The organism is Lachnoclostridium phytofermentans ISDg, from assembly GCF_000018685.1.
Taxonomy (GTDB): domain Bacteria; phylum Bacillota; class Clostridia; order Lachnospirales; family Lachnospiraceae; genus Lachnoclostridium; species Lachnoclostridium phytofermentans.
Genome location: NC_010001.1, coordinates 1,252,039 through 1,266,982 on the forward strand (window position 1 = coordinate 1,252,039; position 14,944 = coordinate 1,266,982).

General features: G+C 35.4%; 17 protein-coding genes. 15 read left to right on the forward strand and 2 right to left on the reverse strand.

Annotated features, from left to right (window positions below):
- Nucleotides 1–112: 112 nt before the first annotated feature.
- From CPHY_RS05225 to CPHY_RS05235, 3 genes are all read left to right on the forward strand, one after another.
- On the forward strand, nucleotides 113–355 hold the full coding sequence (locus CPHY_RS05225) for a hypothetical protein (protein ID WP_012199012.1): 243 nt from the start codon (nucleotides 113–115) through the stop codon (nucleotides 353–355).
- A gap of 26 nt (nucleotides 356–381) precedes the next feature.
- Nucleotides 382–756 (forward strand): desulfoferrodoxin family protein, encoded by a 375-nt coding sequence (locus CPHY_RS05230; protein ID WP_012199013.1) that lies wholly within the window; start codon nucleotides 382–384, stop codon nucleotides 754–756.
- A gap of 388 nt (nucleotides 757–1,144) precedes the next feature.
- Nucleotides 1,145–1,741 carry an FMN-dependent NADH-azoreductase gene (locus CPHY_RS05235; RefSeq protein ID WP_012199014.1) on the forward strand — a complete coding sequence of 199 codons (597 nt, stop codon included), beginning with the start codon at nucleotides 1,145–1,147 and terminating at the stop codon, nucleotides 1,739–1,741.
- A 161-nt stretch (nucleotides 1,742–1,902) separates the two neighbouring features.
- Here CPHY_RS05235 and pdxR read toward each other — a convergent pair whose 3' ends face one another.
- Complete coding sequence (pdxR, locus tag CPHY_RS05240) at nucleotides 1,903–3,324, reverse strand: MocR-like pyridoxine biosynthesis transcription factor PdxR (RefSeq protein ID WP_012199015.1); 1,422 nt, start codon at nucleotides 3,322–3,324, stop codon at nucleotides 1,903–1,905.
- Nucleotides 3,325–3,430: 106 nt separating this feature from the next.
- Between pdxR and thiD the strand changes: the two genes are divergently transcribed.
- The 6 genes from thiD (at nucleotide 3,431) to CPHY_RS05265 (ending at nucleotide 7,225) form a co-directional block, all read left to right on the forward strand.
- The gene (gene thiD, locus CPHY_RS05245; protein WP_012199016.1) at nucleotides 3,431–4,237 is read left to right on the forward strand and encodes a bifunctional hydroxymethylpyrimidine kinase/phosphomethylpyrimidine kinase; all 807 of its coding nucleotides are present in this window, start codon (nucleotides 3,431–3,433) and stop codon (nucleotides 4,235–4,237) included.
- A gap of 188 nt (nucleotides 4,238–4,425) precedes the next feature.
- A complete protein-coding gene (locus CPHY_RS05250) occupies nucleotides 4,426–5,334 on the forward strand; it encodes a helix-turn-helix transcriptional regulator (protein WP_012199017.1) in 909 nt (302 codons plus the stop codon).
- Between the two features lie 63 nt (nucleotides 5,335–5,397).
- A complete protein-coding gene (locus tag CPHY_RS05255) occupies nucleotides 5,398–5,667 on the forward strand; it encodes a DUF3795 domain-containing protein (RefSeq protein WP_041703242.1) in 270 nt (89 codons plus the stop codon).
- A 40-nt stretch (nucleotides 5,668–5,707) separates the two neighbouring features.
- Entirely contained in the window at nucleotides 5,708–6,430 is a 723-nt protein-coding gene (locus CPHY_RS05260) for an AlkZ-related protein (protein WP_012199019.1), read from the forward strand.
- A gap of 127 nt (nucleotides 6,431–6,557) precedes the next feature.
- A complete protein-coding gene (locus tag CPHY_RS21625) occupies nucleotides 6,558–6,842 on the forward strand; it encodes a hypothetical protein (RefSeq protein WP_012199020.1) in 285 nt (94 codons plus the stop codon).
- 98 nt (nucleotides 6,843–6,940) lie between these two features.
- On the forward strand, nucleotides 6,941–7,225 hold the full coding sequence (locus CPHY_RS05265) for a hypothetical protein (RefSeq protein ID WP_012199021.1): 285 nt from the start codon (nucleotides 6,941–6,943) through the stop codon (nucleotides 7,223–7,225).
- A gap of 226 nt (nucleotides 7,226–7,451) precedes the next feature.
- Here CPHY_RS05265 and CPHY_RS05270 read toward each other — a convergent pair whose 3' ends face one another.
- Nucleotides 7,452–8,417 (reverse strand): alpha/beta hydrolase, encoded by a 966-nt coding sequence (locus CPHY_RS05270; RefSeq protein ID WP_012199022.1) that lies wholly within the window; start codon nucleotides 8,415–8,417, stop codon nucleotides 7,452–7,454.
- Between the two features lie 368 nt (nucleotides 8,418–8,785).
- Here CPHY_RS05270 and CPHY_RS05275 point away from each other — a divergent pair, with 368 nt between their 5' ends.
- From CPHY_RS05275 to thpR, 6 genes are all read left to right on the forward strand, one after another.
- Nucleotides 8,786–10,240, forward strand: coding sequence for a protein adenylyltransferase SelO (locus CPHY_RS05275; protein ID WP_012199023.1), 1,455 nt, complete (start codon nucleotides 8,786–8,788; stop codon nucleotides 10,238–10,240).
- 330 nt (nucleotides 10,241–10,570) lie between these two features.
- Nucleotides 10,571–11,212, forward strand: coding sequence for a trimeric intracellular cation channel family protein (locus CPHY_RS05280; RefSeq protein ID WP_012199024.1), 642 nt, complete (start codon nucleotides 10,571–10,573; stop codon nucleotides 11,210–11,212).
- Between the two features lie 255 nt (nucleotides 11,213–11,467).
- Nucleotides 11,468–11,995 carry a flavodoxin domain-containing protein gene (locus CPHY_RS05285; protein WP_012199025.1) on the forward strand — a complete coding sequence of 176 codons (528 nt, stop codon included), beginning with the start codon at nucleotides 11,468–11,470 and terminating at the stop codon, nucleotides 11,993–11,995.
- Between the two features lie 276 nt (nucleotides 11,996–12,271).
- Complete coding sequence (locus CPHY_RS05290) at nucleotides 12,272–13,765, forward strand: YfcC family protein (protein ID WP_012199026.1); 1,494 nt, start codon at nucleotides 12,272–12,274, stop codon at nucleotides 13,763–13,765.
- Nucleotides 13,766–13,923: 158 nt separating this feature from the next.
- Nucleotides 13,924–14,199: a hypothetical protein gene (locus tag CPHY_RS05295; protein WP_012199027.1), complete on the forward strand. Its 276-nt coding sequence runs from the start codon at nucleotides 13,924–13,926 to the stop codon at nucleotides 14,197–14,199.
- Nucleotides 14,200–14,310: 111 nt separating this feature from the next.
- Complete coding sequence (gene thpR / locus CPHY_RS05300; RefSeq protein WP_012199028.1) at nucleotides 14,311–14,841, forward strand: RNA 2',3'-cyclic phosphodiesterase; 531 nt, start codon at nucleotides 14,311–14,313, stop codon at nucleotides 14,839–14,841.
- The last annotated feature ends 103 nt before the right edge of the window (nucleotides 14,842–14,944 follow it).

Consider the following 14,944-nt stretch of genomic DNA (forward strand, 5'->3'; position numbering starts at 1 on the left):
ATTTTAAATTAGAACTAGCTAATTAGTTAGGTATCGTCTTATAGTTATCAAAATGCTTAATTACTATAATCCATTATTATTTTAGGCATATCATGCCAGAAAAGAGGTTCCTATGGAAATTAAGAAAACAACTTCTTCAAAGGATTGCGGAACAAAAGATGGAATTAATTTTGACTACGATTACAATACAGAGTATGGTGATGGAGATATTCCAAATCCAGATAAAAACAGTACAAAAAATTCAACAGAGAACTCAAGAAATAGTTCAAGAAATAGCTCAAAAAATTGTTCCAATAACTACAAAGATGTAATACCAGATGAAGTACCAAGAAGAGATGGACCTGGAGGAGAATAAGGAGTTTAGAGAGGAAGTATAAAGTTATGATGAAATTTTATAAATGCGATGACGACAGTCTAATTATTCCAGTTACGAATACTTATGCTTCTGTTGAATACCTTAAGAACGCGGAAGAAATAAGCCCTAATACTATGGAGGCAAGTACGGAGAAACACATCCCTATTGTCACCTGTAGCGGTAATACCGTAAAAGTAAACGTTGGTAGTGTTGCTCATCCAATGACAGAAGAACATTCTATCACGACCGTCATTTTAGAAACTCGGAGTGGTGGACAGTATAAATTCTTACACCATGGAGATGAACCAATCGTTCATTTTGATGTATCCTCTGGTGATAAGGCAATGGCTGCTTATGCTTACTGCAATTTGCATGGTCTATGGAAAGCAGATATTGATTAACCAAAAGCTCCTTACCCTTGCTCTCTAAAATGTGTTATGGGTAAGGAGTTTTTTATACCCCGGCCAAATGTTAAACCTAAAATAGCTTTACTAGGCAGTTCAGAATTAGCATTAATTTATCAGCTATCTAAAAATCTTTTGTTAAATTTTTGCCCAAGTGTTGACATCTAGAAATAAAAGAAATACAATCACCTAAAGATAGCAGATGATAAAAATCGTTAAAGAATACATTAGGTCTCAATAATTAAATCGATTAATAATGAAGAAAGTAAATGATACTTAGTGGAGAAACTATCAATATTTGAATAAAATCTACTATTTTTAGAGTATACGAGTTTATGAAACTTTTTATTAATAATAAATTACATGAATTATTAGGAGGAAAATTATGAGTAAAGTATTATATATCAAAGCTAACATAAAGTTAGAAGGCGTTTCAAGAACATTTCAGGTATCTGATCATTTCATAGAGGAATATAAAAAGCAACATCCTGAGGATGAGGTAGTTGTATTAGATTTATATAAAGAAAATATTGATTTTTTACGCCCTGAAGATTTAGAGGCAATGGCTGATATAAATGATGAAACTAAGAAAAATACAACATTCCTTAAGTATGCTTTTCAGTTTGCAGAGGCAGATAAATATGTAATTGCAGCACCTATGTGGAACTTGGGATCCCCTGCAATATTGAAAGCTTATTTCGATTACATTACCATAACAGGTATTACATTCCATTATACAGCAGAAGGCCCAAAAGGACTTTTACAAAATAAGAAGGCGGTACACATTGTAGCCAGAGGTGGCGAGTATGGTAACGCTCCTTATGAAATGGGTGATCGTTATGTAAAAACTATCTTAGGTTTCCTTGGTGTTAGTGATATTCAAACGATAGCAATTGAGAACTTGGATATTATTGGAGCTGATGTTGAAGCTAAGGTTAAAGAAGGAAAAGAAAAAGCTGGTTTAGTAGCAAAAGAATTTTAATGAAATTTTGAATTTCTGCTTACCAATATCATATTACAAAACACTTACGCTGCCACGGAGATGTGGCAGCGTTTCTATTTCTTAATTCAATTAAGAAATGGACGAGGACTATGTCAAAAAGAGAACAAGCGTGTCATTTGCCAAGGCATGCATATTCCTGTTTATTCTAGCATATTGACAGATGTCAAGCAGCTTTTTAAAGCCTGTACCGCATCTGGGATATCAGCTGATTTTATGCTGGAAAAATATAAAATCAGTTTAATTTTTGAACTGTGGTTCTTCGGTTTCTCCATTAAAAAATCCTCTACACAGCTAATACGACAGCCGTTCTTTTTGCTTGCTTCTTTTAGGGCTACCCTGTCAATATTAAACTTAGGCTCTAATATTACAAACAGACCAGAGCCGTTATCATATATTTTACCGTTTTCGCCAAAGGCGCCCTTCAGTTCACTGATAAACAGGCGTCTTTTTTCGTTGTAGATTTTTTTTAGGCGTCTGATTTGTCGTTCCAGCTGGCCGTCCTCCATATAAAGCGACAGTGTCATTTGCTCAATTGCAGATGCTGTTTGGCTGTAATGAGATTCTCTGCCCCGGTATTTTTTCATTAGGATCTCAGGCAGAATCATATAGCTGATTCTAATAGATGGCGGGATGATTTTTGAAAAAGAGCCAATGTAAATAACCCGATCAGATTGATCCATCCCCTTCATAGCGGGGATAGGATTACCGTAATATCTGTATTCACTGTCGTAGTCATCTTCAATAATATAAGAGTTGTTTTCGTATGCCCAGTTCAGCAAAGAGATTCTTCTGGGTGCTGGCATAATCAGTCCTGTGGGGAACTGGTGTGACGGGCTGACAAAAACTGCTTTTGCAGTGCTTTTCCTAAGGGATGCTTCGTCTAGCCCCTGCGGGGTCATCTCAATGGGAACAATTTCAAATCCATAGTCGAAAAAGACTCTTCTTCCATTTTTAAATCCGGGGTTTTCAAAAGCGATTTTATCATGATTCGGGTCAAAAAGAGTGCAAAGCTGGCCAATCAGCACCTGTGTGTTAGACCCGATGATAATCTGCTCTGCAGAGGCGACTACCCCCCTTGATTCCATTAAATATTTGGCGATTTGCTGCCTTAGCTCTACCTCACCGGGGATTTCTCCATATTTCATCAGGCGTGCGCTATCAAGTAGCGCCCTACTCATATATTTACGCCAAAGAAAAAAGTCGAAGCCCTCGGAATCCATTTCTCCGGATGAAAAATCATAGGTTATTTCCTCTTTTTTTGGGGGAGTATAATAGGGCATCTTTTTTTGTTTTTTTTCGTCGTAAAGGTCAAAAGGCTCTGAAAGAGCAGCAACGGCAAATCTGCTGCGTTCAGCGCCCTCAATATATCCCTCGCTGAAAAGTTGGTCATAAGCCTTTTCTACTGTTATTTTACTGACGGATAATGTCGCCGCCAACTTTCTGATAGACGGCAAAGCTTCCCGCTCTTGAAACACACCCGAAATAATGCCGTTTTTAATATGTTCGTATATTTGCAGGTATAAGGGTCTGTCTTTATTTAGCTGAATCATCATCGTATCCATAATCTGTCCCTATCTAAAAATTAGAATTTGTATATTTTAATCGTGACACAATCAGTATACAATAAGGAAAACGTAATGTTAAGTTTTATTTTATGGAGGTATTACCATGTTTAAGGCACTTACAATAGCAGGGTCAGACACTAGTGGCGGCGCAGGGCTTCAGGCTGACCTAAAAACTTTTCAGGAATATTCGGTATACGGGATGACGGCAGTTACAGTTATGGTTGCCCAAAATCCAAAAAATAACTGGTCACACGATATCTATCCTATTGGGTTGGATGCCATTGAAGCACAGATTGATACTGTGTTGGGCGGTATAGGCGTAAATGCCATGAAAACCGGCATGCTCCCAAGTGAACAGGTTATCCGTCTGGTAGCCAGAAAGCTAAGGGAATACGGCTGCAGCAATATTGTAATCGACCCGGTAATGGTCTGCAAGGGAACCGATGAGGTGGTGAACCCTGTGGCCGCTGATGCGATTAAGTCAGAGCTTTTGCCTCTTGCCACAGTAACAACCCCAAATATTTATGAAGCGGCACAGCTAAGCGGAATCAAACCTATTGACAGTATTGAAAAGGTCAAAGAGGCTGCAAAGATTATTCATGCATTGGGCGCTAAAAATGTACTGATTAAGGGCGGTACAAAGCTAGGTACCGAAAATGCAGTTGACGTGTTTTATGACGGTAGTGAATTTTTGCTACTTGAAACACCAGTTATTAAGACCACTTATACTCATGGTGCTGGGTGCACAACGGCGGCTGCAATTACCGCAAACCTTGCAAAGGGACTTAGCCCCAAAGATGCGGTTTTGAATGCCAAAGAGTTTATTACAGCCGCGATTCAAGATGGTTTTCAGCTGAATGAATATGTTGGTGCGGTGAGACATTCTGCATCTAGGGAAAAAGCTGACTAACGGCTTTAATGTATCCCTTAAATAAGAATTATTAGAAGGACGAAAGCGACTGCTTTCGTCCTTTTTTTTGCAGGTGTGCCTAGCATGGGGAACAGCAAATAAACAGCATGGACGAAAGCTTTGTAATATGAGATAATACCTAAAAAAGTAAGTATTAAAACTGTCAAATGGATTGGAGTGAATAAGAGATGAAGATAGATCGATTAATTGGTATCATTACTGTCCTACAAAATAATAAAAAAGTAACTGCACCTTATCTTGCCAAAAAGTTCGAAGTATCAAGGCGTACCATTAATCGAGATATAGAAGATATCTGTAAGGCAGGTATACCAATCGTTACAACACAGGGTAATGATGGTGGTATCTCTATTATGGAAGGATTTAAGTTGGATACTACGATTTTTACTACGGAGGAACTAGAAGCTATTCTAGTTGGATTAAAATCATTTGATAGTGTCTCCGCTCACTCTGCATCACATAAGCTAATACATAAAATTTCACCAAATAGACCTACTTTAATGTCTCTTGCGGACAGTATATCCATTGATTTATCTTCTCATTATAAAGATAGTTTAGCTCCTAAGATTGCACAATTAAGGGAAGCAATACAGCAAAAAAGAGTTGTTATGTTTCACTATTATTACAAGAAAGGAGAGGATGATAAGAAGATTGAACCTTATCAAATCGTTTTTCAATGGTCTTCATGGTATGTATTTGGATTTTGCTTAAAGAAGCGAGAATTTCGGTTATATAAATTAAATCGCTTATGGGATTTACAGACGACTGAGGAAGAATTTATCCAAAGAGAAGTACCGGAAGAGTTTTTGGATTTCAATCGACACATTCCGGATAATTATGAAATTACTGTAGTATTTGATTCGAGTGAAAAATATCGCTTAATTGAAGAATATTGTTTTGGTTGCTTTAGAGAAATGGAAGATGGGAAATTATTGTTTAAGCGAGGGTTTACAAATATAGATGTAGCAATAGATTGGTTTTTAGGCTTCGGAGACCGTGCCGAAATATTGGAGCCAATCGAAATGAGAACATTAATCAAAGAAAAAATTCAAAAAATGTCGGAGCGGTATCAATTTTAAACACGACATACTGATGTCGTGTTTGCTATGATAAACTATAGAAAAAGCTTGGAGGGTATAGTAATGATTGATACACGATGTGGTTTACGCTGCGAAGGATGCTCATTTAAAGAAAGTAATGATTGTAAAGGGTGCATTGCTAGCAATGGAAATCCATTTCATGGAGAATGTTCCGTTGCTAAATGTTGTCAAGAAAAGGAACAAGTACATTGTGGTGAGTGCAAAGGATTTCCATGTAATCTTCTTATAGAATATTCAAATGATCCGGTACATGGTGATAATCCAAAAGGAGCAAGAATTGAGCAATGCAAGCAGTGGGGCATTTCTGAATAAAAATAGAAGAAGTGAAAGGAAATAAAGTGGTTAATAGAAAATGAATAGTAGAACAAATAATGATAAAAATAAGTCCATATCTGAGCTCAGGATAAACGATTATCAAGATTTTTATCAGGCATTAATGATATGTGGATTTACAGTTGGAGGATCGAACCCTGAAGGGATATTCTCTTTATGTAGTAAATTTACTGATTTAATCTGCTGGCATACAGAAAATCATGAAACTGATCCTTGGGAATGGCGTATGAGGGTGCTTGATGAACAAGTAGATATAGCTTATGCGAAGGTCTTTTTTAAGAAAAGCGGCTATATCACCAAAGAATGGATTCCATATTTTCTATCGGTAAGAAGAAATGGAGAAAGTTTAGAGGAAGCTTATCTAGCAGGTACTATTTCTAACATGGCTAAGAAAATTTATGAATTAATTGAAGGACATAAGTGCTTGGCATTTCACGATATCAAAAAGCTAGGAAACTTTAGTAAAGAGGATAATTATAGATTTGAAAAAGCCCTGATCGAATTACAAATGAAGATGTATATTACAATGTGCGGAAGAAAGCAAAAGACAAACCGTTACGGTGAAGGCTATGGTTGGAATTCAACTGTTTTTTGCACGACGGAAGAATTTTGGGGAGAGGAACTTTGTCATCTAGCGGATCAGATTAAGGTGTCTGAAGCGGAAGAAAAGATTCGGGAACATATTCTTATCCTAAATCCGAACGCAGAGGAAAAGAAGATACGGAAATTTATCTATGGCTAATCTGCATGATAAAAAAGAATTATGATAATCATCTCGGGAAGCTCTAACTATTAGTTGTAGGGGCTTCTCGTTCTTTTAAGCATATATATAAAATAGCCGACACAAATATCTGCACTTTCAATGCAGGTTGAAGAACGAAGAAGTTGTGGTAATTTCGGATGATGGGACGATAAAAGATTGTATTGGTTGTTTTGGATGCTGGTTAAAACCCCCCGGACTATGTGTACTTAAAGATAATTATCAGACGATGGGGGCTTTATTAGGTGCAACCAGTTCCTTGCTAATCATTAGTAAATGTACTTACGGTACTTATAGTCCATTTATTCGAAATGTACTGGACCGGTCACTTCCTTACATTCACCCTGATTTTACGAAACGAGAAGGTGAGATTCATCACAAGTTACGATTTTAAAATCGAATGCAATGGTTTATGTGTTGATTAACAATGGATTCTTTGATGCAAAACAGAACTCTCATGCTATGGGAGTGATGCAGCACTGGTGCCGGCATATGGGATTATCTTTTGGACAGGGGATATGTGTAGGTGGAGGTGGCATGTTGCTTGGACTTTCCAATGCTCCAAATGAGAAAGGACCGAAAAAGCACATAGGAGAAGCTATCAAAGAGTTAGCTAACAATATTAAGGATAAAAAGAGTGCAGAAACTAAATATGTTCTTCCGATGATCCCCTACCTTATTTACAAATTTGTGGCACATCGAGGTTGGAGGCATGCTGCGAAAGGGAATGGAATTAAAGCTAAGGATTTAGGGCTACAAAGGACGTATAGAATTTAAATATAGCTCCTATAATAGTGGATTGTTTAAATCAACTACTTATAGGAGCTTTTAATTTAAGTTTAATATATACTTTTATATAAAGGGTAGTGTATAAGTTTAATATATAAGTTTAATATATAAGTTTAACATATAAGTTTATATAATGTTTGTTGTTAGTATAATATAGATGTAATCTCGTTGTAAACTTACGGTGTTAGTATATTAATTTGGAAGCGAAAGTTGTTTATTCCCCTTGATTTTTACGATTAATCCATTCCGTAGAAGAGTCCATTGCGGCACGAGTAGCATTGGTTTCGTCCAGTGCATTTAGCATTACAAAATCGTGAATGATTGCTTGAAAACGAACAGCGGTAACTTCAACACCAGCGCATCGTAATTTTCTTGCATAAGCTTCACCTTCGGATCTTAATACATCAGCTTCCCCATTTAAAATAATTGCTGGAGGCAGGCCTGCTAATTGCTCAGTTGTTGCTCGTAAAGGAGATGCTGTAATCTCATTCCGATCTTCCTCACTTGTCGTATATTGATCCCAAAACCACATCATTCCTTCTCGATACAAATAATAGTCAACAGCAAATTCGTAGTAAGAATCAGTATTGAAGCAGGCATTTGTTACAGGATAAAAAAGAACCTGTTTATGAATTTTAGGTCCATTTCTAAATTTAGATAGAATAGTCATAACAGTTGCCATGTTACCACCAACACTATCTCCAGCAACGGTTAAGGTAGAAAAGTCAGCCTTACAGGATAGGGACAGCATCGATATGATTTGTGGTAAACAGCACAGGGTTGTATAACACTGTTCTATTGCAGTTGGATATTTTGCTTCTGGTGAGCGAGAATATTCAGGAAATACAACGATAGAATTTGTTCTAGCAGCAAGCTCATGGACAAGTTTTTTGTGCGTATGCAAACTGCCAAATACCCAGCCAGCTCCATGAATATAAAAAATAACATTTGGTGTATCAACTAGGCATTTTGGTATAATACAGTATACCTTGATAACACCCCATTTCCCGGTATCAACCCTAAAGCCTTCAGTTGTTGCCGGATACATACAGACAGGAGTGCTTTGAGCTTCTTCTAGTTTAAGACGCCCTTCTTCAGGAGGAAGCTGAAAAATTAGTGGTGGTATGGAACTTTGATCGCTAACCTTTTCAGCGGCTTGTTCTAAGGGTACACAACGCATTGTGAGAGCCTCCAATTTATTATCTGGTAGTATTATATGGAAAATTTGGATTAACGTGTTTTAATATAAGTGTATTTTTAAAAATATGTGAAAATATGTTTTTAATAATAATTTTGATAATAATGAGATTGCTGTTTGTCAGCCATTATAAAATACTAGCACTTAAGTATATAATATATTGATATGTAGACACTAGCGATATGGAATATTACAATGGTACTAGAGATTCAAAAAAATTCGAAAATTTAATTAAAGGTATTGGAGTTTTTGTGCTGACAAACGATCAATTTATAGACACTATTAATATTTTACCACTACAATGAAACTATTTAATTCTAAGTCATGAAAATAGGAAGGGATGATGATAAATGAGTCCTAATATAAGTTTAGATAATACGTATATAACACTACCAGAAGAATTTTATACAGAACAATTACCTAGCAAGGTACCTTCTCCTAAGTTAGTAAAATGGAACAGTACGCTCGCGAAGGAACTCGGTCTAGATTCTGATTTCTTTCAAAGCGAAGAAGGTGCATTAGTACTGTCTGGTAATCAAATATTAGAAGATACAACACCAATTGCAGAAGCATATGCAGGACATCAGTTTGGTTATTTTACTATGCTTGGAGATGGGCGCGCGGTACTTCTAGGAGAAATCGTTACAAATGATGAGGAACGTTATGACATTCAGCTTAAGGGCTCTGGTAGAACGCCATACTCCAGAGGAGGCGATGGGAAAGCAACCCTTGGCCCGATGCTACGAGAATATATCATTAGTGAAGGGATGAAGGGCTTAGGAATTCCAAGCACTAGAAGTCTAGCAGTTTTAACTACAGGGGAGACAATACTCCGCGAAACGGCATTGCCCGGAGCTATTTTAGTTCGAGTAGCAAAAAGTCATATACGTGTGGGAACCTTTCAATTCGCAAATCAGTTCCTTGACACCAAGGAGCTTAAGGCACTTGCAGATTATACAATAAAGAGGCATTATAAAGAAATATTCACAAAAGAAGATAGGTATCGACATTTCCTCCACGAAGTTGTGAAAAATCAAGCTAGGTTAATAGCACAGTGGCAGCTAGTCGGTTTTATTCACGGGGTTATGAATACAGACAATATGGTAATTAGTGGTGAAACTATTGATTACGGACCGTGTGCATTTATGGATACTTATCATCCAGAGACTGTATTTAGTTCTATTGATACCGAGGGAAGATACGCTTATCAAAATCAGCCGAAGATGGCTTCTTGGGATTTAGCGAGGTTAGCTGAAGCGCTGGTACCTTTGTTAAACGATAATACGGAAAAGGCAATCGAAATTGCTCAGGAAGAAATTAATCAATTTTCTAAGTTGTATCTTACGTTTTGGTACGAGGGCATGAGAAAAAAATTAGGACTATTCCATGAAAATGATATGGATGAAGATCTGATTGAGGCTTTACTTGGTTTAATGGTAAAGTATGAGGCAGATTATACGAATACATTCCGTGACCTAACGTTAAATCAGACAACACAACCTAATTTGAAAGGTTCAGCTGAGTATCAACAGTGGTTAGATTTATGGCAGGATAGAAGGAAAAAGCAAGAGGAATCCTTGGAGGATTCAATTAAATTAATGGAATCAGTAAATCCAACCGTAATTCCTCGTAATCATAGGGTAGAAGAAGCACTTGAACGTGCTGTGAATTATCATGATTATAATGCAATGGATTCTTTGGTTTCTGTATTACAACATCCGTATGACTATAAAAATCAAAATGATTACTATGCTACACCTCCTGGAAAGACTGCTTGCGGATATAGGACATTTTGTGGAACGTGATGCATAGAGGTATAAAAAAAGTTAGTCAACAAAATATTTATATATAAAATGGATCTTTATACGAATAATATGAGATTAAAAAGATGACACGGTGATACTTTTGTATGCCGTGTCATTTTTCTATAATTCAATAAAAGGAAAAGTTCGTGAAGCTTGCTATTTATTATTTATATTTATGGAAAGTCTATAAAGCTTGCTATTCATTGTTTACATTAATTTAATTCAATGAAAAGAGTAGTTATACAATGAAAAGAATTTCTTTACACGTAGATTACGACCTAGTATAATATGACGAGGATTTGAAATTACAGAGGAGGAAAAGGATATAAAATGTCTAATTTTGTATTTATCATAGAGATTATTGGTACAATTGCGTTCGCAATTTCCGGCGCAATTGTTGCAATAAAGAAGAATATGGATATCTTTGGTGTACTTGTTTTAGGTGTAACCACAGCAGTTGGTGGTGGTATGATTCGAGATATTATACTGGGTGTTTTACCGCCTACCATGTTTCGAAAATCAGTTTATGTAATTGTTGCGGTGATAACCACTCTATTAGTGTTTTTAGTAATGTATTTTTTACAGGGGAAAATAAATCGTTATTCAAAGCGAGTAGATCGATATTTAAATATTTTTGATTCCGTAGGGCTTGGCGTATTTGTTGTTGCCGGTGTGAATACAGCTGGAAACAATGGTTTTAGTGAGATGGCATTCTTATCTATCTTTGTCGGAGTAATAACCGGGATTGGTGGTGGAATACTTAGAGATATTTTAGCAGGTAGAATACCAGTTGTTTTACATAAACAAGTATATGCAGTAGCAGCAATTGTTGGCGCATCAGTATATTACTATACATGCGACTGGATAGGAACAAATGCTGCGATGATATTAGGTCTTCTATTAACGATTACACTTAGAATGTTAGCAACTTATTTTGAGTGGAATTTACCAAAAATTGATGATAAGGCATAAGATCAATATATATTTTTGTATAATGTTATAGCCACTAGTGATTTATTAGTTTTTTTTATAGGAATAGAGTTTCATAACTCTACTCCTATTTTTTTTCTTCGTATTAAGTGCTGGAACGAGCTTCAATAAAAACTGTATTAATAAGAGAACTGTAAAACACAATCGGTTGAAAAACCAATGGTATTTTATAGAATATTTTGATAAATATATGAAATAATCAATATTGGATAATAACCATTAATAGGAGCGTTTACTATGAAACTACTTGTAATATACAAAAGTAAAACAGGCTTTACAGAAAAGTATGCGAAATGGATATCTGACGAGCTTGATTGTCCTGCTGTATCCTATGAGGATTTAAAAACAGTTAATATTTCCGAGTATGATATTATTATTTTTGGAAGCCGCATACATGCAGGAAGAGTTGATGGACTTTCGAAATTTAAGAAACAGTTGGAGGAAAACGATAACAAAAAATTAGTTGTATTTGCTACAGGAGCAACACCTGCGGCGGCAAAGGATGAGATAGAAAACATCTGGAAAACTACTTTTCCTACGGAAGAACAATTAAAAACACCTCATTTTTATATGCAAGCAGGCTTGAGTTATGAAAAGATGGGAGTTGGTGATTGTTTTATAATGAAGGCTCTAGCAAAATTTTTAAGTGAAAAAAATAGCAAAAATAGTGTAGAAAATGGATGTGAACAGGCAATACGAAATTCCTACGATATCTCTTCCAAAGAATATATCGATCCTTTGATAAGCTATATAAGAGAAAAATAAATTAGGAAGTATAGAGACTTAAGAAAGTATAGTAACTTAAGAAAGTATGATAGCCGAAGTTAATACATAACTAGTAAAATAATCAATCAATATTTTGAAATACACCATAAGAAAAACAAATAATTCTTCTGTCTATCTTCAAGAAATTATAAAGAAAAGCGGATAAAAAACAGCTTAAAATGTCAATCTATTTATGTAACATATTGAACGAATATGGATATGAAATGTTAGGTTATAAAGCTTTTCATAATCGATTGACTGGAGATAGAGAAGACAATGAAGAAAAAAATCACATTTCCAACTGCTTATACCATCCTTTTTATTGTTTTGATATTGGGGGCAGCATTAACTTATTTTGTTAATGCGGGTTCTTATGCAAAATTGACTTACGATTTAGAAACTGATAGTTTTATTGAAACATTTCCAGATGGGACAAAGCAGACTTTAGAAGGAACCCAAGAAACTTTGAATCAGTTAGGAATAGTAAATGATATTGCTAAATTTAAAGAAGGAAGTATTAATAAACCGATATCAATACCCGGGACATATGAAAGATTAGATTCAAATCCGCAAGGAGTAGTGGATGTATTATTAGCTCCAATTAAAGGAGTATATGACAGTATAGGAATTATCTTGTTCGTGTTAATCATAGGCGGTGTCATCGGTGTAGTTAACGAAAGTGGCTCTATTAATGCAGGAATTGCTGCGCTATCACGAGTGACGAAAGGTCATGAATATCTACTGATCGTATTTGTAACATTCTTAATTACACTTGGAGGTACTACGTTTGGGCTGGCGGAAGAGACAATAGCCTTTTATCCGATATTAATGCCCGTATATTTAGCAGCAGGATATGATGCCATCGTTTGTATTGCAGCGATTTATATGGGTTCCGCAATTGGTTCTATGTTTTCAACTACGAATCCGTTTTCTGTTGTAATTGGTTCCAATGCAGCAGGTATCAACTTTACTCAAGGGATATCTTACCGAGTTATCGGCTTAATCATTGGGTTCCTTGTTACGACATGGTATATTGTACGATACGCTACAAGAATAAAAAAGAGTCCCGATAAATCTCTTGTTTATGAAATGCGAGAAGATATAAACAAAAATTTCAGTAAGCAGAAGGAAGAAGAATTTACAACTAGAAGAGTTTGGATATTATCTATTTTTGCACTCAGCTTCGTTGTTATGATTTATGGTGTTTCTAAACTTGGCTGGTGGTTTGAAGAAATGACAGCGCTCTTTTTAGTATCGGGAATTTTGATTGGAATTATTGCAGGGATTGGGGAGAAAGTTTTTGTCAACACGTTTGTCAGTGGAGCAGCTGATCTAGTTGGTGTTGGCCTTGTTATTGGTATTGCAAGAAGTATTAATATTATTTTGGAAAATGGTCTCGTATCAGACTCAATTTTATATAGTTTATCGAATCTCGTTTCTGGTATGAGTCCAAATATTTTCGTAATTCTAATGATGGTAGTGTTTTTAATCTTAGGCTTTTTTATTTCTTCCTCCTCTGGACTTGCTACACTAGCCATTCCTATTATGGCTCCACTTGCAGATGCTGTTGGTGTTCCAAAGGATGTGATTATTACAGCTTATATATTTGGCCAAGGGTTAATGGCTTTTATTACACCGACTGGGCTTATCTTGGCAAGTCTTGAGATGGTAAATGTAACGTATAATAAGTGGCTTAAATTTATTATGCCTTTATTAGGGATGATTGCAGTTGTGGCAGTAGCGATTTTATTGTTAGAAGTAAATCTATAAGTTGCAGATTATGTAGATAGATTAAATATTCTAAAAGCATAAATAGGTAGAGAAAGTGCATATTTTGTGTTAAGCAATCGTTTTAATCACTGTAAGATACTTTATGTTATTGGTCTATCAGCTTTTTTTGATAATAATAAAAATTAGTAGGGGATATAATGGATAATAACTCTGATTTAAAAGCTCAGTTAGAATGCTTCAAGAACTGTACCTTTCATTATACTGAAAGTGCACGAAAAGAAATGGATAAAGCTCATTTAGACGAAAAAATGTTAAGAACCAAAATATTGGAAGCGCAACGGATTGAGGTGGAAAGTCCAACTAATTTAGTAATTTCAGGTGAAAAGACGTTCAAGGTTAAGATAGAATTATTACAAGGAAATGATGTTCTGGTTCATTCCATTAGTTTCAATAAAGTAATGTTTGTTTTTTAGTTATTTTGGACTGTTATATATTTCATTAATGAAAGATAAAAAAGGTCTTCACATAGTGTGGAGACCTTTTAGAAGTATTTTGGTAAATAACTGATAAGAAAGGAATACGATATGAGGATTTTTATTGCAATAAATTTTACGGAAGAGATAAAGCATAACTTATATGAGCAAATTTTGAATTTAAAAGGGAAGTCAATAAAGGGAAATTTTACACGCAAAGAAAATCTTCACCTAACTCTGGCTTTTCTAGGGGAGGTTGATGAAAAGCATTTAGAAACATTGAAAAATGTAATTAATCAATTAGAGGTCTCTGAATTTCCTATTAATCTTTCTAATATGAGTGCATTCCATAATGGAGATGAGCTGTTGCCTTGGATAGGCATAGTTCCTAATACAAAACTGCAAGTATTGCAGCAGCAATTAACTGAAGGATTAAAGGCATCTGGATTTGCCCACGATGAAAAGAAATTCACTCCTCATGTCACCTTAGGGCGTAAAGTTCTTATGAAAAGTAATACCGAGCTTAATAGGTATGACGGATTATGTGGAAAAGAAATAGTGGTTAATGCAATTAGTATAATGAAATCTGAAAGGATAAATGGAATCCTAACTTATACCGAAATTTATAAAAGAAAGATTTAGATAATTTCTGTATTGATAGCAATTTCTCATGAAAATATTTGTTCAAATAGTAACAAAGTGATAAGCTATTATAGCATAAGGAAAAAGAATTTGTATGTATATA

What these genes read in the sequence shown, in the direction of transcription:
- CPHY_RS05225 (WP_012199012.1), top strand. Translation starts at nt 113, where the DNA reads ATGGAAATTAAGAAAACAACTTCTTCAAAGGATTGCGGAACAAAAGAT.
- CPHY_RS05230 (WP_012199013.1), top strand. Translation starts at nt 382, where the DNA reads ATGATGAAATTTTATAAATGCGATGACGACAGTCTAATTATTCCAGTT.
- CPHY_RS05235 (WP_012199014.1), top strand. Translation starts at nt 1,145, where the DNA reads ATGAGTAAAGTATTATATATCAAAGCTAACATAAAGTTAGAAGGCGTT.
- pdxR (WP_012199015.1), bottom strand. Translation starts at nt 3,324, where the DNA reads ATGGATACGATGATGATTCAGCTAAATAAAGACAGACCCTTATACCTG.
- thiD (WP_012199016.1), top strand. Translation starts at nt 3,431, where the DNA reads ATGTTTAAGGCACTTACAATAGCAGGGTCAGACACTAGTGGCGGCGCA.
- CPHY_RS05250 (WP_012199017.1), top strand. Translation starts at nt 4,426, where the DNA reads ATGAAGATAGATCGATTAATTGGTATCATTACTGTCCTACAAAATAAT.
- CPHY_RS05255 (WP_041703242.1), top strand. Translation starts at nt 5,398, where the DNA reads ATGATTGATACACGATGTGGTTTACGCTGCGAAGGATGCTCATTTAAA.
- CPHY_RS05260 (WP_012199019.1), top strand. Translation starts at nt 5,708, where the DNA reads ATGAATAGTAGAACAAATAATGATAAAAATAAGTCCATATCTGAGCTC.
- CPHY_RS05265 (WP_012199021.1), top strand. Translation starts at nt 6,941, where the DNA reads ATGGGATTATCTTTTGGACAGGGGATATGTGTAGGTGGAGGTGGCATG.
- CPHY_RS05270 (WP_012199022.1), bottom strand. Translation starts at nt 8,417, where the DNA reads ATGCGTTGTGTACCCTTAGAACAAGCCGCTGAAAAGGTTAGCGATCAA.
- CPHY_RS05275 (WP_012199023.1), top strand. Translation starts at nt 8,786, where the DNA reads ATGAGTCCTAATATAAGTTTAGATAATACGTATATAACACTACCAGAA.
- CPHY_RS05280 (WP_012199024.1), top strand. Translation starts at nt 10,571, where the DNA reads ATGTCTAATTTTGTATTTATCATAGAGATTATTGGTACAATTGCGTTC.
- CPHY_RS05285 (WP_012199025.1), top strand. Translation starts at nt 11,468, where the DNA reads ATGAAACTACTTGTAATATACAAAAGTAAAACAGGCTTTACAGAAAAG.
- CPHY_RS05290 (WP_012199026.1), top strand. Translation starts at nt 12,272, where the DNA reads ATGAAGAAAAAAATCACATTTCCAACTGCTTATACCATCCTTTTTATT.
- CPHY_RS05295 (WP_012199027.1), top strand. Translation starts at nt 13,924, where the DNA reads ATGGATAATAACTCTGATTTAAAAGCTCAGTTAGAATGCTTCAAGAAC.
- thpR (WP_012199028.1), top strand. Translation starts at nt 14,311, where the DNA reads ATGAGGATTTTTATTGCAATAAATTTTACGGAAGAGATAAAGCATAAC.